The organism is Methanolobus tindarius DSM 2278 (assembly GCF_000504205.1).
Lineage (GTDB): Archaea > Halobacteriota > Methanosarcinia > Methanosarcinales > Methanosarcinaceae > Methanolobus > Methanolobus tindarius.
On record NZ_AZAJ01000001.1, the window covers coordinates 2,848,877 to 2,868,953 of the forward strand.

The following is a 20,077-nucleotide window of genomic DNA, read 5'->3' on the forward strand; positions in this document are numbered from 1 at the left end:
ATTAGTCATATCTTCCTTTGGGTTGTGAAAAGATGGATACAAGAAAAGTACAGATCACAGGAAAATCCACATATGTGGTTACCCTCCCCAAAAAATGGGCCACTCGCTCAAAACTGGAAGCTGGATCCCATATTTCCATTTATTATCAGGAAGATGGTTCTCTGCTTCTTAAACCTCCAGGGGTAAAATCTTCTAATAAAACAAAAAAGATAAAATTTAACAAAGAACTTGAGCATATAAAAAGAGATCTTGTAGGTCTGTATATAATAAGTGATCACCAGACAATAGAAATTTCAGGTAATGATATTCCGGCAGCAGCACGCAGGGAAATTAAAGACCTTTGCCATCGTCTTGTAGGTCTGGAAATGGTTGAAGGTGATGAGAAAAAAATAGTCATCAAGAATTTTCTGGACACGGAAGATTTCACCATTGAAAAAGGGCTCAAGAGGATGTCTTCACTCGTTTATCTCATGCTTGATGAACTAGCATCTGCCTTTGAGGAAAATGACAAAGAATTGTGCAATCACATAATATCCCGTGATGATGACCTTGACAGAATGTTCCTGCTTGTATCAAAGCAACATGTAGAGCGTCTGAACCTTAAGAAACCTTCAAAACATGATAAGCAGACTCTGGTTGAATCATTTTATTACCGGCTTGCTGCCAATGACATAGAAAGAATCGGTGACCACATATCTAAAATATCATTGCATTTCTCTTACATTAGTCTGCCTCAGGAAGTACTTGCAATACTTGTTGACCTGTGCAGGGAGTGTCAATCCCTTTTCATGGATAGTACCGAAGCTTTGCGCCAGTCAGACAGTGATATTGCAAACAATGTAATGGGGAGAGAGGACATCTTCAACAAAATGCTCATAAGTGCTGCCCAGCTCCCAACTGAGGAGTCTATAGAACTTATAATTGACAGTTTCAGCAGGATAAAGGATTATGCGTCAAATATTGCAGAGTCTGCTATCGATTTATCGCAATTATAGACTCATCCCTCTTTTTCTCTGCGTGGGTGTAATTATTGATTACTCCCTTACCTTCTATTTTGCAGGCAGCATTGAAAGGATACTGGAATATGAATTCAGCCCGACACTGGTATTTGCAGTCAGGCACAACATCGTTCTTCCATATCTGGCTTTAACTGTTGTTTTCTATTATTTCATGGGATATACTATACTGAAGTTCCTTGAAGATGAGGAGATCTACCCGATAGGTGTTTTTATTATCCTACTCATGAGCCTTACACATGTTCTTGGTGGTCTGTCATGGTTTGTGCTAAGTGAGACGTATTCTAATATGATTTTCATGCTTTCCATGACTTCCATAATCATTGCCATATCGGTATTCGGATATGAAATATTTAAACGGGGATGACCTGGGAACGTGGTTCATGGATAACTGGAGTTATCCCGAAGGGTCCGGTGAAGCCGGCGTTTTCCCAACAGAAAAAACAATATGTTCTGCAAACAGTTTGTACTTTTTCACAGTGTCGTCTGTAGAATTCTTGATAAGTACAATAGTTCTTGTAATAATCTTCTATTAAGAATCATAGGAATGTGCCGCCTTCGGCGGATGCTTACTTTTTTTTAGCTTAATGGTTGTTTTTGTAGAAATGAAAATGGGAAATGGTTGCTTCATTTATATAGTCTATTTAGTACACAATAGTAGAAATGGTTGTATGTAATTCCTTTGTGCAAGGGATATATGATTACGTGTGTATTCTGCAAATTATGAAGAGAATAGTCAGTTTGCTGGCAGCGGTGGTACTTTCCCTATATACCTTCTATTCAACATGCTGGTACACAGCCTCCTCTTTTTTTAACATGGCTGTACCCTTTGTTTTCGTTACTCTAGCGGGATATGCACTGCTGATATACGTTCTGTCCAGAAAAGTATCCAAAAAATCACAATAACGGAGTGGAGTTTGTGAGAAAAACGAAAATAAGCATACTCTGTCTGTTATGCATGGTAGTATTACTGCTGTTCTCTTCACATCTACCTCTTGCATCTGCAAATACAGAGTGTCCATGTGATGATCTTGATTATTGCATCGAATGGGTAGATGAAGGTAGTATCAGTGTCCAGTGGGGCCAGGTTGAAACCGTTGCTATCAATGGTGAGGTTTATACATTCAGAGCTGATGATTTTGATGAGGACTTGAATGCTGCTCTGATTTCCATTGAGCGTGATGGGATTGTGCGCAAAGAGTTCCTTTTCCTGACTGGATCATCTGACAGAAGATGGCTTGAATGGGACAATGAAGTAGCAGTTGTTATTGCTGATATAACTCTTGATGGCTATAAGACTCCATCTGTAAAACTGGAATTGTATTCTCGTGGCCGTCCTTCACTTGAAATTGAATTTGAAGCAAGTGAAGAGACAGTTCAGGGTGTTGATGTTTCTTCTGAACAGTATGCTCCTGGAGAAGAAAAGCAGATTGATGTTACTATAAAAAACACAGGGGATGCATGGATCGAGAATGTTATTCTTGAGATCGATACTGATGAGATGAGGGTACGTTCAAGAGGAGATTTTGAATACAGGGATGGTATCCTAAAGGAAAATCTGGGTTGCCTTGCAGTAGATGATAGTATTGAGATGAATTTTACAGTTGTGGCTCCTGAGTGGGATGGTGTAACTTCTCCTTATGATCTGGTTTATTACATTAATGCTACTGCAAATGGGTATGATATAAAAGAAAACGATTATCAATTCACTGGTTCTCTGGAGCTTGGTTGCACAGATCCTGATATTGAGGTTGTAATGGAATTAACTACAGATGAATTCAATATGACTTCTTGGTATGTGAATAACCTTGATATAAATACTGCCAGCTATAGTTCAAGTGATTATGAAATAAGGGATGCAGAAGAATTTACATTTTTAAGGACGCGTATTTTTAATACAGGTCTTTACACTCTAAGCAATATTGATGTTGATTTTCCAGAAATATCTGAAGATCTGGTTATAGCTGAAAGCTATGAATCGGGGGATTATTCCACAATGGAAGATAATGGTCAATACTATCTGGGTCTAAAACTTGTGGCTATTAAATCCGGTGACTATTCATTTGATGAAGTAGTTGTACAAACAAGTTTCTTCGGTGAAAATCTTTCGTGGAAATCCGGATCAGAAAGTCTGAAAGTGCATGGTCCGCATATTGTGCTTGATAAAAAGCTAACAAGATCCGATTCTGACTACACTGTTTCTCTTGATATTTCCAATGATGGCGACCGTGCAGCCTGGATCAATCTGGTTGATACTATTCCTGATGAATTGGATTATGTAAGCGGAAGTTTGGAAAAGAGTCTGGAAGGAAGTGATCTGCCTCTTAGTGAGTGGGATCTCAGTACAACGGTGGTTAATGGTACGCAAACAGTTTCTGTAACAGGGGTATTGCTCCCTCCTGGTTCATCACTTTCCATGTCTTACGAGTTCTCTTCTGATGAAATACCGGATCTGCCTGCAGCTATTTGCAAATTCAAATCGATATGGAATTATGAAGGTGAAGCCCAGTCTTCTTATTATGTAGGTGGTGTTGAGGTTAAACAGTACTGGAAACCTCTGAATGGTGGATGGGTAACTGAAGCTGATATTACCGAAAATAGTACTGTTGCAGTGCCCATAACTGTTGTTGAAGATGAGCCAGAAATTGTGAATCTTCCTGAAGATGATGCAGAGGATGAATTTAATTCAGTTGATGATGAAATGCCTGATACTTCTGATGTTGTACTGGAAGTAGAAACTGAATCTTCAACTTCATTCTTATCAAAAATTATCTCTCCTATCATCAATATATTTGACAAAGCACAGCAATTAGTAAGCAATATTTTTAAAGGTGCTCTTAGTGGAGTATCTTCTGTTTTTGGTATTGCTGAAGGAGCTGCTGTAGATGCTGTTGAAAACTATCTCTATGCAGTTGTTATAGGTATAGCACTTGTCGTATTCCTTCTGGTATACACTTTAATTTCAAAATAATCCTATTTTCTTCTTTTCTGCAAATATTTTATTTATTCAATATACATCTACCTTTTTTTGTATGCTTCTTGATTAATTGAATTATCAAAAAATATGATGGCTCTTGGTCATTTTTATAAATGCATTCTTTCTTAATAATAGAATATAGTTCTCTATGTTGCATTTATATGGAATTATTTGTTGTATATGCACCAATATATAGAGATATTGGAATTCTATATGGTTTATTGTACTATATACATTCCTTGTACAAGCATTATATATCCGCATACCAATTAGGTGCCAGAGCGATTAAAACCCGCTCTGAATAGGAACATAAAATAAATTGGTGTACGATAAATATGTTTAAGAAAATTTTCAACGATGAAGCTGGTGTTTCACCTATCGTTGCTACCCTCGTTTTAGTAGTAGTAGCAATCGCAGGCGCAGCAGCTGTAGGAACCATCATGGGTTCATTCTCAAGTGACGTATCTGACGAAGCAAGTGCAGCTGACGCAACCTCAGCAGCATCAACCGAACTCCTTATCGCAGGTTCAACAACCGTTCAGCCAGTTTCTGAACTTCTTGCAGAAGCATACATGGATGAGCACAACGGTATCAAGGTAACAGTACAGGGTGGTGGCTCTGGTGCAGGTATTACCTCAACAGAACTCGACATCATTGACATCGGATCAGCATCCAAACCAGTAGATACAACCACAGATCACCCTGATCTTCAGGTTCACCAGATTGGTGGTAGTGCTGTAGTAGTAATCGCAAACGGTGCACTTGAAGGGTACAACACAACACAGGCTGAGCTCTTTGCAATCTACTCCAACTGTACAGATGGTAAGTCATACTATGCAATATCTGGTAGCAACTTCACCTCAGCAACATCCGGTTCACAGGTAACAGTATACCAGAGATCCGAGGCAAGCGGAACAGAAGAAACATTCGCAAAGTACCTTGATGGTGCATTCGGTGATGCAAAGGATGTAGATGATTCCGAGGCACTCGGTGCAGTAGGTAACGCTGGTGTACTTGCAGCTGTCGAAGACACAACAAACTCAATCGGTTTCGTAGACTTTGGATTCGCAGTCAGCTCCGAATCTGTAACAATCGTTGGTGTAGACGGATACAACGATGTAACTGAAGACAACGTACTCGACTGCCTTGCAGGTAAGGATACCTATCAGGAAGATCTTACAAGACCACTCAACTACCTCACAAATGGTAACCCATCAACAGTTGAGCAGTCCTTCATCAACTTTGCAATGTCTCCAGTTGCAACACAGTATTTCGAAGATGTAGGATACTTCTCAATCATTGACTTCAGCTAAGTTTGAACTGAGATTTGTGCAATAGCACAAATCTAATCTTCTTTTTTTATTTAAAACGATGAGCATGAATAACAGAAGCCGACTTTTACATACTATTAATCTTATTATTTTATCCTCTGCTATATTTACAACATTTTTTGGTTCCGGTACCCAAGAAGCGAACAAAAGAGTACTATACAACAGCTCTGCAAATCTGATATTTTTTGCATGTGCAATTATTGTATCACTTATTGTGATTTTTTTTGTAGGGTTCATATTCTACACTGCCTTCCCGGTGTTCCAGAGTCAGGGAATAATTAATTTCCTCATTACTGATGAATGGAACTATGGTAGGAATACCTATGGCATCAAAACATACATTATGGGCACCCTTATAATGACCATTGTAACTCTGATAATGGCAGTACCTATAAGTATTTTTACAGCAATATTTCTGTCTGAGATTGCATCTCTCCGCCTTGCTTCCTCAATAAGACCTTTCATCGAATTACTTGTAGGCATACCATCTGTGGTCTACGGTATATTTGGTCTTTTCGTGCTTGAAAATATTTTTCAGAATTATATAGAACCAATCCTTTCTTCGGTTCTGGGTTTCATTCCGATATTTGTTGATGTGAACCCCCAGTCGGGACTGGGTGTGTTGCTGGCATCAACAGTTCTGTCAATAATGGTCTTCCCAACAATTACAACAATTTCTGAGAATGCCATACGTTCTGTATCTGTAGAGAACAGGCATGCTTCATTATCTTTGGGTGCCAACAGGTGGGAGACTATAAGTAAGGTAGTCCTTCCAGCAGCCTCCAGTGGAATAATGACTGCAGTGGTACTTGGAATGATGAGGGCAATGGGTGAAACAATGGCTATAGTGATGTTGCTGGGCAATGCAAATACCATTCCTTCTTCAGTAATGGGTCCCGGTTATGCAATGACATCGAAGATCCTCAATGATATTGGTCATCACTTCAATGAACCAGGACCACGGGCTGCATTGTTTGGAATTGCAGCAGTCCTTTTTGCAATTGAAATCGGTTTTGTTCTTGTCTCAAGATATCTGGGTGGTAGAAATGAACTATAGAAAAACAAAAGAGAAATTTTATATATTTCTGTGCTATTTCTCGGCAGTTCTGGCAACAATGGCCCTTTTCGGGATACTTGGAAAGATTGCCTTTGAAGCTCTTCCAAGTCTGAATCTGGAATTTTTACTTACTCCTGAAAATGAAGCTAAAGGGTTTGGAGGCGGAATAGCAAATGCAATAGTGGGAACAATTCTGCTTTCATTGCTATCTACAATAATGGCTTCTCCCATTGCAGTAGGAACTGCACTATATATGAAGCGCTATGCCAAGAATAAGCATCTAATAAATAATTTTAGTTTCATTATCGATGTACTTTCTGGAACTCCTTCAATTGTTCTTGGAATATTTGGATTGATGATCTTTGTTTATCATATGCGCTTCATTACCGGTGGTTTTTCACTAATTTCCGGTGCAATTGCCCTTACGATTCTGATTCTACCCGTAATTGAGCGCTCAGCAGAAGAGGCTATTAAATCTGTTCCGGCAGAATTGGAGGAAGCAAGCTATGCACTGGGAGCTACAAAATGGGAAACAATAAGCAAAATAACCCTTCCAAATGCAGCTACAGGTATTGTCACAGGTATAGTTCTCAGTGTGGGAAGAGCTGCTGAAGAATCTGCAGTTGTGGTTTTGACTGCCGGTTATTCTCAGTTTATGCCCGAGTTTGGTGTATCTGCAAAAGAGAGTATGCTTTTTGGAATACGTATATCTCCATTACAGAATTTGGTAGCTTCACTTCCAATTACAGTGTACCATTCATTTGAATTCCCAAGTATGGTATCTCCATCAGAGGGTTTTGCAGCTGCATTTGTGCTAATAGTCATTGTTATGCTAATAAATGCCATTACCCGTCTTATCGTCTGGAGGCGCAGAATTGGCTAAACTTCAACTGCGCTCTAGATTCACCAAAAAAAAGTCATCTGAGGCAGTTGAAACAGCAGATGACAGGGCATCAGTCTCTGATGCTGGATACGTGTCAGACTTGCCAGTTGAAACAATTGAATCCGCAGAAGAGGATGATTTTTCCGGCAATGGTCACATAAGCGAAGAGGAAATAATTTCAGTCTCAGACGAACCTGAAATCATAGATAATCAGGAAATATCTGAGGATTTTTCCCTAAATACTGAAGACGATATTAATGATGTTTCTTTGAAACCAGAACCTGATATTATTGTTGAGGAATCAGAAGTCTCAGATCCGGATGAAAAAACAGAAAAAAAGAAAAAGTTTGGTTTTAAGATTGGTAAAAAGGAAAAGAAGCCAAAGAAATCTTCCAAAAAAAGTGATTCAGTAGCTTCAATAGAAGAGCCTGAAGTACAAAGCTCAAAACCTGTAAAAAAGAAATCAAAATTCAATCTAGATCTGAACCTGAATTTCGGTAAAAAAAAGAAAAACCTTCCAGAAACCGAAAATAACGATGATGTCGCATCTGGAGAAATACAGGGACAAGAGTTAACTGAAGAATCTGCTGTTTCATCACTTGTTAAAAAGATAGAGCAGATAATATCTCCAAAACCGGAAATTATCGAAGAGATGGAGTTCATCGTTGGTGAAATCACAATTCCTGCACCGGGAGTTCCACAAAAGGAAGTAAACATCACATATGAGGTTACTTCCGGGTTCCAGTATGTTCATATTGAATTTACCGGGGAGTCTCTTCAGTATCAGTGCCTTGAACCTCCGCTCAGTGAATCTGAAAAAGAGGCAATGTTCATTGTGCAGAATGCTTTTGATAAAATGGCACACTCTGAGATTCTTCTCGTTGAGGAAGAAGATCGTGTCGAGGCTCTCAGGGATAGGTTTGATCTTATAGTTGACATCTACCGTCTGAAACTTACCGAAACCCAGAAAGACAAATTCTTCTATTACCTTCACAAAAAATACATGGGCTTTGACAGGATGGACCTTTTGATGAAAGATCCATATATTGAAGATATTACCTGTAACGGTCCCTTTACTCCACTTTATGTCAACCACAGGGTTTACGGTTCTGTTGCAACGGATGTAATCTATGAAGAAATCGAACTCAACAATTTTGTCATGAGAATGGCACAGGCAGCAGGCAGGCATATTTCCGTGCTGGAGCCTATCAGGGATGCAACACTTGTGGATGGGAGTCGTGCAAATCTGACACTTGGAAAAGAGGTCACAAAAAGAGGTTCCACATTCACCATCAGGCGTTTCAGATCCAATCCGGTTTCATGCATTGATCTGATGAATTACAAGACCTATGATTCTACAGTTCTCGCTTATTTCTGGCTCATGGTGGAATACAAACGTTCCGTACTTGCAGCCGGAGGAACAGCTTCAGGAAAGACAACTACCCTGAACGCTCTTGGTGCTTTCATTCCACCGGAATATAAGATTGTATCCATTGAAGATACTGCGGAAATGAACCTCATGCATCCAAACTGGACTCAGTCTATCACAAGAGCAGGTTTTGGAGGCAGTAGTGAAGGTGGTAAATCCGCGGGAGATATCGAACTTTTCGACCTGCTTAAAGCTGCTTTGAGACAAAGACCAGAATACATAGTGGTTGGTGAGGTTCGTGGTGCTGAAGCCGGTACACTTTTCCAGGCAATTTCCGTTGGTCACCCATGTATGGGGACGATACACGCAGGTTCCATTCAGGAACTGCTATCAAGGGTTGAATCCGAACCAATGAACGTGCCAAGGAACCTTTTTGCCAGTGTTGATATGGTAATTTTCAACTCCATGATCAAAGTTGGTGAACATTTCCTCAGACGTGCTCTGAGAATTGTAGAAATAGTGGAACTTGATCCTGAACGTGGCGACCTCATCACAAATCCTGTATTTAAATGGAATCCCATCACGGATGAGTATGAGTACAGTGGCAGCAGTGCAATGTTTGATGACATCAATGATGAATTTGGTATCGATCAGTATGAACTGGTAAGGGAAATGGATCTCAGGGCAAGATATCTGGAAGGGCTTGCACGTGATGGAATTACTGATTATGAGGATGTGGCCAGAGCCATCAGAAGGTATTCACGAGAAAAAGATGAATTGCTGGAGATGACTCACTAAATGGTCAAGACCCAGGATGTCGATGTCCATCAGGCTTTCAATGATGGAAGTACTAACAAGTATATTGAAAAATATAAGATGTTCTGTTATGTCTTTGGTAAACACATAGACAAAAAACCACAGGATGACATCGCTAAGTCACTCTATCAGGCAGACATGGTGCTTACTCCGGGGATGTTCATGTCTCTGGCATTGGTTACCGCAGGTCTGGCTTCAGGAATAGTGTTTTTATTATCAGTTTTACTTTTTACAAAATCATCATCTCCACTTGTCTACATATCTGTACTTACCTTCCTGACATTCGGACTAACCGTAAGCGGTTTTCCGTTCATGTTATACAACAAAGTTTCCAACAAGAACATGAATATTGAGCAGGAACTGCCTTTCACTCTCGGGTACATGACCATTCTTGCAAGTTCGGGTTCTTCACCTATGGATGTTATCAGGAAAGTTGCAATCGAGGACTATGGTGACGTTTCAGTTGAATTTGGTAAAGTAATGTATCGTGTGGATGTTCTTGGTGAAGATGGTGTAAGTGCCATGAATCACCTCATACGCAACACATCATCTGAATCCCTAAGGGCAATATGCATTGATCTTGCCAATGCCATGCAGTCCGGTGGTGGCCTTCGAACTTATCTTGAAATGAAATCCAGGGAACTCATGGACATGAGGAGAAAAATGCAGCAGGAGTTCGTGGATTCTCTTGGAGTTTACGGTGAAGGTTATCTGAGTGGAGTAGTTATGAGTGTTGTACTTGTAGTCCTGATGATCGTGGTTACAAGTGCTCTTGGAATTGATCTTGGTCCATTTACGGCCAAACAGATGTTCCAGTTCTTCGTTTACTTCATGTTACCTTTCATAAACATCGTTTTCCTGATTTTATTATGGATGAAATATTCAAGGAGCACTCTATGAATATTGAAAAATATCGTCTGACAGCAGAGCGTTATCATCAAATGCTGACTATACGTTATGATATCAAGCGTGAATATCTCACATTAGGTATCCCTGTCTTTATTGCATTAATGATCGTGGTCATGGCTTTAATTACCGGTCATTCCTTTGTAACTGATGAAGCTGCAGCTGGCGGTGCAGCAGTTAGTGACGAAGCTGCTGCTAAACAAGCTGCATATGAGCAACTTGTAGCTGAAATGGAGGCTGCAGAAGCTGCAGAAAGAGGTGAGGTTGTAGCCACCGAAGAGGAAGAGGTAGAACCAGAAACTGAAGAGGATAAACCAAAAGATGATTTGGATCATATTATGGTGTTTGCAATACTTGTGGCTATTATTCCATATTCTATAGATTCATTCATAGAAAAAAGAAATCTTCAAAAAAGAGAAGTCGCTTTCAGTGAGTTTCTGTATAAACTATCCGAACTGATGCGTGGCGGTATAGATCCTGTCAAGGGTTTTATCAATCTCTCCAAGACTAATCTTGGAGCAATCAGCACTCATGCACAGGATGCTGCATCTTCAATGGTGCTTGGAAAATCCTTTGAGGAATCTATGCACAGAATGTCAGATTCAATGAAAAGCCGTCTTGTTTCCAGATATATTGACGTCGTCGTTCAGGCTGCTTATACTGGTGGTAATGTGGCTGACCTGTTATTCCGGACCTCAGAGGACATGAGATCAGTGATTGCTATCCAGCGAGAAAAGGAAGCAAATTTGAAGCAGTATATTGTAATTTTCTACCTTGCTCAGGGTATTATCGTAATGTTGACATATATTCTCTCAACATCCCTGTTACCTCTTATTCAGGGTGTTGGAATGGAAATGCTTGGTGGTGCAGGTCTTTCGGATATTGACTTTGAGCGTGGTTTTTTCCATATGATTATACTTAATGCTCTCTTTGGTGGACTTATAGTCGGACAGATTACAGAAGGTGAGATCAAGCATGGATTCAAACATTCAGCTATATTGATAGCCTTGAGCTATGTTGCATGTGTTACATTGCTTCTTCCGGCAGGTGTGGGTAGCACATACATGGTTACTGTAGTTTCAGGCGATGCACAGGAAGTTATGGGTGGTATTCCCTTACAGCAGCCAATTATATTCAATATAACTGATGTAGATGGAAATCCTGCTGCAGGTACGTTTGTCAAAATGACAATAACACCCACTGGAGTGATCACAAGTTCTATGACTGAGGATGACGGAACAGTAACTGTGTCCCCGGTTCCGGGTTCAACTGCAGGTACGTATGTTGTAACTGCAACAGCTGGTGAATCTCAAGGTACAGCAACAATAATTGTGAATGAAGGAGGAGGGGATTAATCTCCTTTTTTTAAAAAAGAATATAAGTTTTAACCAACTCTTTCTCTCATATCCATGGTGATTCCCTGGCTGGTTACATTATATGCAATCATTTTATTCAGGGGAATGCTGCCTTTCATTTTTGGAATGTTGATGTATCTGTTGATTTTGCCAGCTATATATTCGGTTCTGAACTGGATGACACCGTCGACCATGGAGCGGATTATCTTCTCGGCTCTTTCCGGAAGTATGCCCATGTCGGCTGAAAGCAGGAATGTGATGTTTTCTTTTCGGCTGATGCTGATTAATGCTTCAATGGTTTCGGATATGACTTCTGTATCTTCATGAACAAACAGTGCGGCGAACATATCAATGATGCACACGTCGGCTTCACTTATGTTATGCAACAGTGACCCGTTATTCTCCCCGTGGAGCCTGCTGTAAAGCCTGTGACGCTTATAACACATATCCAGAAGGGCAATATGGTCTGAAAAGTTGCCTATGGCTGTTAGGAGCTCAGGTTTTGTAATAGAATCAAACTTGTTCATTTCTTCTTTCAGGTCATTTTCTGAGTTTCTGGTAGATATATAGAATACCTTTTTTCCGCTTCTTAGAGCATCAGAAGTAATCTTTCGGAAAAAGACACTTTTTACATCTCCTATGTCTTCTTCTACCAATAGTACCACATTGGAAGGTACGTTTTTTAAACCAAAGCTAGTCAGCACCATCAAAACCCTAAAAGTAATCATTGCTTAAATGGTTTTGGAAGAAAATGCCAAAAACTATAGACTATAGGGTTCTATATATATTACAGAAACAAAGTATATAATCGGTAATACACTTCTCATCACAGATGGCTGGCAACGATATGAAAGCGTTTTTTAACGACAACCGCGGTGTTACTGTTGTATTTGGCACTCTGTTATTGATATTGATCACTATTATCGCTGCTTCAAGTGTTGCCTACATGATATCCACTACCCAGAAGCAGGCTATGGATCTTGAAAGCCATCAGAATTCAGTTGAGAACGAAAACCTCAAAATAGTTTCCATTGATCCACAGGGTAACGGTTCTAAATGGGAATCGATTGATCTGAAAATACTCAATCTCAATATTGAGGATTCCTACATATCGGCAATCCGCATCAATGACGGATATTTCCTTTATTTCCGGGCTTATGATGATTATTCATCTGAAAATTTTGATACTTATAATGGATATCCGGCGGTTTACAATGCAAATCACAGATTGAAAATACCTGCAACTAAAAGTAAAACCGTTCATCTTAATTTTTCAGACATAGATGTTCAGGGAATTGAAACAATTGATACTGCAGCATGGACTAATAATAGCATAGATTTTACATATTCTCTTAAAAAACATCCATGGGATGCATTTGGAGAATATCCATTCACTTATAATCTGACCTATGAAAACGGAACAAATTGTATCGAAAATGGCAACATTACATTGAGCAATGAGACTCGTCAGATAACATTTCTGGGAAATAATTCAGGTGGAACTCTAATTAACACATCAAATTATAATCTCGAATATTCATTGAATTTCATATCGTATCCGGGCTCATCACCTTCTAAAGAGGATCCGGTTAGGGTCGAAATTATCACTTCATACATTAATGTTTTCAGGGAAGTTTTCTCTCCGCCAATGCCGGTGGCAGCAGTACAATTCAAAGTTGAGTATCTGCAAAATGGAAATGGAACCCAGAGTCCCAATAGCTACCTTATATTGGATGCTTCCGATTCCACAGATATTGACGGTTTCATCACCAGCTATAAATGGGCCATCTGGAAGGATTCAGGTAATGGGACAACAACTCTCTATGATTATGACCTTCAGGGAATGGTTGTAAGGCCTACTGGAATTGACCCATATAACGATCATAACGTAACCATCGATCTACTGATAACAGACGATGACGGCATGACCTCCAGACTAAGTCAGGTATCTGGTAACCTGACAATTCTTTAAAATCATATAAAGGAAGGATTCACATAGCAGACAAAAGAAAGATCCAGTTAACAGGTGGCTCTACTTATATTGTTTCTCTTCCCATTGAGTGGGTAAGGGAAGGTGGGCTTACTGCAGGCGATACAGTGCTTCTCACCGTAAGACCTGACAGGTCACTGCTTATAAACTCTGATCAGAGTAAAATGAAAAAGAATGTCCGCTCAAAGGTGGATATGACTGCATCTGAGGATCAGGAAGAGAATTTCAGGTTACTAGTTGCTAACTATCTTGTAGGTTATGACATTATCAGGATACTTTCTCCAGGTGGATTTTCTGCTGCTGAACGCAAGTATCTGAAAGAATCTGCACGCAGACGTCTTATTGGTATTGAAATTGTAGAGGAAACCAGAACAGAGATAATACTCCAGAACCTGCTGAATTTCCAGGATATTTCCCTTGAAAAGTCTCTTCAGAGCATGTTCCGCATTATTTATTCCATGATGGAGGACTCCGTTGTGGCATTAAAGGAAGCGGATATGGAACTTGCAAAAGACATTATTCAGAGGGATAATGATGTTGATAAGTTCTATCTTTTAAGTGTCAGGCAGATAAAAGCGGCACTTGATGATTCAACACTTGCAGGTAAGATTGGTATTAAGGATTCCAAGGACTGTCTGGGTTACCGTCTTATCATTAAACTCATGGAACGCATCGGTGATCATGTGCAGGGAATTTCCCATAGTGTTATCCAGATGGACGGTGAAAAAGGGATTCATGATGAGATTATAGAAATGGGTCTGCTTTCCCAGAAATTGTTCCAGGACTCTTTTAATGCGGTAATGAGCATTGACACTGACCTTGCAAATCATGTTATGAGAACTTCCAAGATGTCAATTGCTCTTGGAAACAAGATTATACAAAAGTCTGAGCACAGTGAAAAAGCATATTGTCTTTCAGGTGAGCGCCAGAGAAAAATAATAGAGAGTTTCCAGCGTATATCAGAATATAGTGCTGATATAGCTGAAATGGTTATCAATATGAAAGCTACCCATATTAAGCAGGCCGTATCAGAAAAGGCCCAGGCACTCGAACAGGCTTGATCTTACTGTAATTACCATTAGGTTATTGACCACGAGTACAAGTCCGAAAATGCTTACTCCTGTTCTTGACAGGTTCCATAATTTTCTGGCATAAGAATGAACTGATGCTTTTATAGAACAATAGTTCCAGTAAACTACTGCCAGTATCAGCATTTTTACAACCAGCAAAGACCATAGTCCGTGGCTTGCCATAATTCCTGAAAGAATCCCGTTTTCTTCAAATCCGTATCCATTGCTAAGCGCATGGAATGTTGTCAGAAAATCCCCTATTATGTAAAGCAGGATAATGTACCTGGCTTCGTATAAGAATTCATATATCGCTTCTGTGTTGAACAATCCTTTACTGTGTGAGTTGATATTATTAGGAAGCATATTTTCTTAGAAGCTTGCTCATATATATTGGTGGAATGTAGTTATTGCAGGAACTTATGTTCATATATTTCTTAAAATCGAATAAATAAAATTAAAATATATATTTAAATTTCAAATTATATGTATCTATATAATCTTTGAACATGAAATTTTAGCTTATTTTGGCTAAAATCCTAAAAACCGTAAATTAAGAATTAATAGAAAATAAAAGATACAAAAACAAAAAAGAAAGGTAAAATAAAAAAGAAAGAAAAAGGTTGCATATCAGAGATTCAGTTTGCTCATCCTTTCAACTGCTTCATTGATTCTTTCAACGGAGCGTGTAAGTGCAAACCTGATATAACCTTCACCATATGTTCCAAAGCCAACTCCCGGGGTTGCTACAATACCCGCTTCCTCAAGAAGCAGTTTTGCAAATCCCATTGAATCGTAGCCTTCAGGAACAGGTGCCCATACGTAGAATGTTGCTTTAGGTGCTTTTACATCAAGACCAATTTCGTTTAATCCCTTGAGCAGAGCATCTCTTCTTTCCTCATATATGGTGTTCATGTCAGCAACACACTGCTGTGAACTGGAAAGTGCAGTGATACCTGCCATCTGGATAGCATCGAAAGCTCCGGAATCAACGTTTGACTTTACCTTACCTACACCGGCAATTATGTCTTTGTTGCCCACAGCAAATGCAAGTCTCCATCCTGTCATGTTGTAGGTCTTTGATAGTGAGTAAAGTTCGATTCCAACATCCATTGCACCGTCAACACTCAGGAAGCTTGGTGCCTGGTAGCCGTCGTAGGTCATTTCTGAGTATGCGTTGTCGTGGATTACAACAATGTCGTTGTCCTTTGCAAACTGAACAACCTCTTCAAAGAACTTTTTGTCAGCGATTGCTGATGTTGGGTTGTTAGGATAATTCAGGAACATTAACTTTGCTTTTTCAAGTTTGTCCTTTGGTATTGCATCAAAGTCAGGAAGGAAATTATTCTCTTCCAGCAGAGGCATGATACAAGGCTCTCCACCTGCAAACTGTGTTCCTATCTTATATACAGGATATGCAGGATCCGGGCAAAGTGCTACATCTCCCGGATTAATGAATGCCAGAGGAATATGTGCTACTCCTTCTTTTGAGCCTATCATTGTAAGTACTTCTGAAGCAGGGTCAAGTTCAAGTCCTCTTGCTTCTTTACACCAGTCTGCTGATGCTTTTCTGAAGCTCATCATACCTGTATATGATGGGTATGTGTGTGTTTCCGGCATGCGCACAGCTTCACACATGGAATCTACGATATGATCAGGTGTCGGCTGGTCAGGGTCACCAACTCCAAGATCTATTACGTCTACTCCCTTAGCTTTTATTGCTGCTTTAGCTTCGTCTATTGTGGCAAATAAGTATGGGGGCAATGAGTTAATCCTGTCAGAATACATTTGTTCACCTATAAATTCAAAATATTTTAGCCTAATGGCATCTTAGGCACCTCATCTATGATTCGCATCTATTTAATATGATGGTATAAGGCAGAACCTTTCCTTATTTTTGCCAGATCCTGCACACAACAAAATCTATTAATAACAAAAATATATATTATAATTATATATTACTCAAACATTCACGTGGTGCGGACAATTAGCGATGATGAAAAACTGTGCACTCTGGAAAAAAGAGAACGAGAGCTGGAATGTATTTACAGTATCTCCGACCTCTTTGATCTTCATGTGCCTATTGAATCTCTGTTAAAAGGAATTCTCCAAAGATTACCGTCTGCTTTTTTGTATCCTGAATTTGCAGAAGCCTGTGCAATTCTGGACGGTAATGAATACCATACCGAAGGTTATGAAAAACATCGGGATTCATTGTCCAGTGAAATATTAGTCCATGGGGCTAAAGCCGGCACTATCCGCGTTTCCTACAAAAGAGATCTTCCTTTTCAGGACATAGGTCCTTTTCTTCACAGTGAACAAAGATTACTGAATACTGTAACCTCACGTCTTTGCAAGGTTATTGAAAGGAAAAAAGTTGAAGCCGCTTTACTTGATTCCGAGAAAAGATACAGACTAATATTTGATGCATCACCACTGGGTATTTTTGTAGACCGTAGAGGAACTATAACTCACTGTAACAGGAGTTTTATGAATATTTTCCAGCTTCAGAAAACAGATGTTCTGGGTTCGGAAATATTTGATTTTGTCAATGATGATTCACTTAATAGATTACTGGCAGGTAATTCGCCAGATCTGCGCCCTTTCTATGAGAACGAATATTCTGCCACTATCTCAGGCAAAGAGAAATACCTGAGATCTTATTATGTGCCACTCAGGGGAAAAGAAAACAATATTGATGGTGGCATCTGCCTAATAGCAGACATTACAGCCAACAAGAATTTTGAAGAAGAACTGGAAAACCAGAAAGAACTTCTTACAAGCACTTTCAATGCACTTCAGGATCTTATCATTGTGATAGATCGTGATATGAATATTGTCACAAGTAACTGGAAAGGCGATATAATTGAACCTCAAAATCCGGAAAATCTGCATCCACCGGTATGTGAATCATTAGGGCCTACTTTAATGCCATGCGAACCCTGTCCGATAAAGGAAGTGTTCTCAACAGGTTCAATGAATGAATTTGAACACACAGATCCCAGTGACCACAGGGTGCGGGATTTCAGGATATTTCCGGTCTATGATACTAAAGGTGACGTGATGATGGCTGTAAGCCATATTCGTGATATCACCGAGCGCAAGGAAACAGAGGATGCTCTTAAGAGATCAACAACTGAACTGGAACATGCTTATGAGGAATTGAAATCACTCGATAATCTTAAGGATGAGTTCCTTTCCAACCTGCGACATGAACTAAACACTCCACTTACATCCATTAAAGGGTTCAGCGAACTTCTTTATGATGGTACTCTCGGTGAATTGAATGAGGACCAGATGAAAGCCATTGAACGTGTGGTTGTAAAAACACGTAAATTGCAGAATCTCATTAATTCGCTACTGTTTGTGAGTACCAACCAGAATGGTAACGTTAAATACAACTTTGAGCAGATTGATCTCGTTTCAGTATTAAACGGAGTATTGAATATTTCCACTGACTCTGTAAATGAAAAGAATCTGTCAATTATGACAGATTTAGCTTTTGATTCCTGTTTAATCGATGGCGACAGGACTTACCTTCCACAGGTATTTCACAATTTGATTGACAATGCCATAAAATTCACTCCTAAGGGTGGTGACATTACTATTTTTGCATCAGTTGAAGAAAACCAGGTTCATATTGTTATAGGTGACACGGGAATTGGTATTTCTGAAAATGATATTCCTGCCCTTTTCACAAAGTTCTATCAGATAGATAGTTCTTCAACCCGCAATTATGGCGGAAATGGTCTTGGACTTTACATCAGTAAAGTAATAGTAGAAAGTCACAATGGAAAAATATGGATAGAAAGTGAGGACGGGACAGGAACCGATGTTCACATATCCCTTCCAATAAAACAGGAAAATCAGTTCTCTGCTTCTTCAAGGTCAGCCTCATTATCTGCTGAAAGACCTGTGCTCTGATAATTCTCATTCTCCGGCAGTTCCAGATAGAAACTGTCACAACTGTCAATTTCAATTGTACCTGAGCTGATTGTATAATCAAGTATGTGTCCTCCGGCTGTCCTGTCTGTTGTAATGAAATGCAGGTGGTATCCCGGGACATTTATTCCGTTAACAAATTCAGGCATCCAATATCCTACAATTGTTCCTTCGGTATCATTAAACTCAAAAACTGACTGGTCCTTAGTTACATCAACAAGTCTTGGATATGGTTTTTCCTGGGCAGCTACACTGCGGGTTTTCATGTATGAGAAATTCCCAGTAACCTTAACGGCATACATAAGGTTCTGGCTAGGAAGCATATCTTCAATAAATGCTGCCAGTTCCTGGCTGTTCATTTCTGTTTTTATGCTGTCCTGGATGTCTGTCTCAAAGAAAGTAACTGCTGCAAATGGTGAAGTTTCAGTATCCTGAACTTCGTAAACGTTACCATCAGCTTTTACCTGATAGATAACCCCGTCAAGTTCCAGCATTTCCCCGTCAAGATTATCAAATGTACCCAGGCCAAAATCACCATTCTCTTTAAGTTCTCCACAGGTTATTTCGCCGTCATAGACTCCTTCAAGGAGTGCATCGATAACTGAGAACTGGTAGATTGTATCTATCTGTGTTTCTGTGCCAGTGACCTCGTTTTCTCCGCTTTCGCCGTTGGAAGCCACATCTTCAGTCTGTTCATTTATGCACCCTGCTCCTAGAACGGACAATAAAGCCACAAATAAAAGAATGTAAAAGTTTATTTTTTTCATATTGATTCCTCTCAAACGGTAATCTGTAGTTAAATGAAGTAGCAGGCATCATACTGTTTGCCTGAAATTATTTATTGTAAAAAAGAAGATTCTGCAGGCAATTATGCTGCAGCAGTTTCTGTTATGATGTTTTCAAGGTTCAGAAGAATGAGTAATCTGTCTTCCATTTTACCGACACCCTTCAGGTATTCTGCATTGATTTTCTGTGTGATAATCTCAGGTGTCTGTTCAATATTGGAACCTTTAAGGCGGATAACTTCGCTTACGGAGTCAACAACAAGTCCTATTATAGTACCATTGATGTCAACAACCACGATTCTTGAGTCGTCTGTCATCTCTGTTTCATTCATACCAAAACGCCTGTCAAGATCCATAACAACTATGATCTTACCTCTCAGGTTAATAACACCTTTAACGTATTCAGGAGATCTTGGTATCCTTGTAATGTCAGGCATGCGGATAATTTCCTGTACCTGCATGATGTTGATGCCGAACTCTTCAACACCTAAGTTGAAAATAACAAGTTGATGAAGGTCATCGTCAATATTTTCAGTATAACTTTCAGTTACATTAGTCATTAATTCTCACCTCAGTGAAAACG

The 20,077-nt window shown here is 39.6% G+C and carries 17 protein-coding genes; 12 read left to right on the forward strand and 5 right to left on the reverse strand.

What is annotated here, in order from left to right:
* Nucleotides 1-32 precede the first annotated feature (32 nt).
* The 9 genes from METTI_RS13500 to METTI_RS13545 all read left to right on the forward strand — a co-directional run bounded on the left by METTI_RS13500 (nt 33) and on the right by METTI_RS13545 (nt 11,710).
* Entirely contained in the window at nt 33-995 is a 963-nt protein-coding gene (locus METTI_RS13500; protein ID WP_023846388.1) for a phosphate uptake regulator PhoU, read from the forward strand.
* A 22-nt stretch (nt 996-1,017) separates the two neighbouring features.
* Nucleotides 1,018-1,383, forward strand: coding sequence for a hypothetical protein (locus METTI_RS13505; RefSeq protein ID WP_245596138.1), 366 nt, complete (start codon nt 1,018-1,020; stop codon nt 1,381-1,383).
* A 552-nt stretch (nt 1,384-1,935) separates the two neighbouring features.
* Nucleotides 1,936-3,987, forward strand: a complete 2,052-nt coding sequence (locus tag METTI_RS13515) for a hypothetical protein (protein WP_023846390.1) — start codon at nt 1,936-1,938, stop codon at nt 3,985-3,987.
* Nucleotides 3,988-4,328: 341 nt separating this feature from the next.
* Nucleotides 4,329-5,306: a substrate-binding domain-containing protein gene (locus METTI_RS13520; RefSeq protein ID WP_023846391.1), complete on the forward strand. Its 978-nt coding sequence runs from the start codon at nt 4,329-4,331 to the stop codon at nt 5,304-5,306.
* Nucleotides 5,307-5,370: 64 nt separating this feature from the next.
* Nucleotides 5,371-6,381 carry a phosphate ABC transporter permease subunit PstC gene (pstC, locus tag METTI_RS13525; RefSeq protein ID WP_023846392.1) on the forward strand — a complete coding sequence of 337 codons (1,011 nt, stop codon included), beginning with the start codon at nt 5,371-5,373 and terminating at the stop codon, nt 6,379-6,381.
* The gene (pstA, locus tag METTI_RS13530) at nt 6,371-7,264 is read left to right on the forward strand and encodes a phosphate ABC transporter permease PstA (protein WP_023846393.1); all 894 of its coding nucleotides are present in this window, start codon (nt 6,371-6,373) and stop codon (nt 7,262-7,264) included. Before pstC ends, pstA begins: the two co-directional genes overlap by 11 nt.
* On the forward strand, nt 7,257-9,431 hold the full coding sequence (locus METTI_RS13535; protein ID WP_023846394.1) for a type II/IV secretion system ATPase subunit: 2,175 nt from the start codon (nt 7,257-7,259) through the stop codon (nt 9,429-9,431). The genes pstA and METTI_RS13535 overlap by 8 nt, the downstream gene beginning before the upstream one ends.
* Nucleotides 9,432-10,349 (forward strand): type II secretion system F family protein, encoded by a 918-nt coding sequence (locus METTI_RS13540; RefSeq protein ID WP_023846395.1) that lies wholly within the window; start codon nt 9,432-9,434, stop codon nt 10,347-10,349.
* Nucleotides 10,346-11,710: a type II secretion system F family protein gene (locus METTI_RS13545; protein ID WP_023846396.1), complete on the forward strand. Its 1,365-nt coding sequence runs from the start codon at nt 10,346-10,348 to the stop codon at nt 11,708-11,710. Before METTI_RS13540 ends, METTI_RS13545 begins: the two co-directional genes overlap by 4 nt.
* A 29-nt stretch (nt 11,711-11,739) precedes the next feature.
* Here the strand turns inward: METTI_RS13545 and METTI_RS13550 are convergent, their stop codons facing one another.
* Nucleotides 11,740-12,438 carry an ATPase domain-containing protein gene (locus METTI_RS13550; RefSeq protein ID WP_084324024.1) on the reverse strand — a complete coding sequence of 233 codons (699 nt, stop codon included), beginning with the start codon at nt 12,436-12,438 and terminating at the stop codon, nt 11,740-11,742.
* Between the two features lie 104 nt (nt 12,439-12,542).
* Here METTI_RS13550 and METTI_RS13555 point away from each other — a divergent pair, with 104 nt between their 5' ends.
* Both METTI_RS13555 and METTI_RS13560 read left to right on the forward strand, forming a co-directional pair.
* Nucleotides 12,543-13,682 (forward strand): archaellin/type IV pilin N-terminal domain-containing protein, encoded by a 1,140-nt coding sequence (locus tag METTI_RS13555; protein WP_023846398.1) that lies wholly within the window; start codon nt 12,543-12,545, stop codon nt 13,680-13,682.
* Nucleotides 13,683-13,723: 41 nt separating this feature from the next.
* Nucleotides 13,724-14,761, forward strand: coding sequence for a phosphate signaling complex PhoU family protein (locus tag METTI_RS13560; RefSeq protein WP_281170064.1), 1,038 nt, complete (start codon nt 13,724-13,726; stop codon nt 14,759-14,761).
* Here METTI_RS13560 and METTI_RS13565 read toward each other — a convergent pair.
* Both METTI_RS13565 and METTI_RS13570 read right to left on the reverse strand, forming a co-directional pair.
* Complete coding sequence (locus tag METTI_RS13565; RefSeq protein WP_023846400.1) at nt 14,729-15,133, reverse strand: DUF5658 family protein; 405 nt, start codon at nt 15,131-15,133, stop codon at nt 14,729-14,731. The two genes, METTI_RS13560 and METTI_RS13565, sit on opposite strands and share 33 nt — an antisense overlap.
* A 264-nt stretch (nt 15,134-15,397) precedes the next feature.
* Complete coding sequence (locus METTI_RS13570) at nt 15,398-16,555, reverse strand: LL-diaminopimelate aminotransferase (protein ID WP_023846401.1); 1,158 nt, start codon at nt 16,553-16,555, stop codon at nt 15,398-15,400.
* 186 nt (nt 16,556-16,741) lie between these two features.
* Here METTI_RS13570 and METTI_RS15360 point away from each other — a divergent pair, with 186 nt between their 5' ends.
* On the forward strand, nt 16,742-18,691 hold the full coding sequence (locus METTI_RS15360; RefSeq protein ID WP_023846402.1) for a sensor histidine kinase: 1,950 nt from the start codon (nt 16,742-16,744) through the stop codon (nt 18,689-18,691).
* Here the strand turns inward: METTI_RS15360 and budA are convergent.
* Nucleotides 18,634-19,476 (reverse strand): acetolactate decarboxylase, encoded by an 843-nt coding sequence (gene budA, locus METTI_RS13580; RefSeq protein WP_023846403.1) that lies wholly within the window; start codon nt 19,474-19,476, stop codon nt 18,634-18,636. The two genes, METTI_RS15360 and budA, sit on opposite strands and share 58 nt — an antisense overlap.
* 101 nt (nt 19,477-19,577) lie before the next feature.
* Nucleotides 19,578-20,054 (reverse strand): chemotaxis protein CheW, encoded by a 477-nt coding sequence (locus METTI_RS13585; RefSeq protein WP_023846404.1) that lies wholly within the window; start codon nt 20,052-20,054, stop codon nt 19,578-19,580.
* Between the last annotated feature and the right edge of the window lie 23 nt (nt 20,055-20,077).

Bases quoted from the DNA above. Each gene is read 5' to 3' on its own strand.
- METTI_RS13500 (WP_023846388.1), top strand. From the start codon at position 33: ATGGATACAAGAAAAGTACAGATCACAGGAAAATCCACATATGTGGTT.
- METTI_RS13520 (WP_023846391.1), top strand. From the start codon at position 4,329: ATGTTTAAGAAAATTTTCAACGATGAAGCTGGTGTTTCACCTATCGTT.
- pstC (WP_023846392.1), top strand. From the start codon at position 5,371: ATGAATAACAGAAGCCGACTTTTACATACTATTAATCTTATTATTTTA.
- pstA (WP_023846393.1), top strand. From the start codon at position 6,371: ATGAACTATAGAAAAACAAAAGAGAAATTTTATATATTTCTGTGCTAT.
- METTI_RS13540 (WP_023846395.1), top strand. From the start codon at position 9,432: ATGGTCAAGACCCAGGATGTCGATGTCCATCAGGCTTTCAATGATGGA.
- METTI_RS13545 (WP_023846396.1), top strand. From the start codon at position 10,346: ATGAATATTGAAAAATATCGTCTGACAGCAGAGCGTTATCATCAAATG.
- METTI_RS13550 (WP_084324024.1), bottom strand. From the start codon at position 12,438: ATGATTACTTTTAGGGTTTTGATGGTGCTGACTAGCTTTGGTTTAAAA.
- METTI_RS13555 (WP_023846398.1), top strand. From the start codon at position 12,543: ATGGCTGGCAACGATATGAAAGCGTTTTTTAACGACAACCGCGGTGTT.
- METTI_RS13565 (WP_023846400.1), bottom strand. From the start codon at position 15,133: ATGCTTCCTAATAATATCAACTCACACAGTAAAGGATTGTTCAACACA.
- METTI_RS13570 (WP_023846401.1), bottom strand. From the start codon at position 16,555: ATGTATTCTGACAGGATTAACTCATTGCCCCCATACTTATTTGCCACA.
- budA (WP_023846403.1), bottom strand. From the start codon at position 19,476: ATGAAAAAAATAAACTTTTACATTCTTTTATTTGTGGCTTTATTGTCC.
- METTI_RS13585 (WP_023846404.1), bottom strand. From the start codon at position 20,054: ATGACTAATGTAACTGAAAGTTATACTGAAAATATTGACGATGACCTT.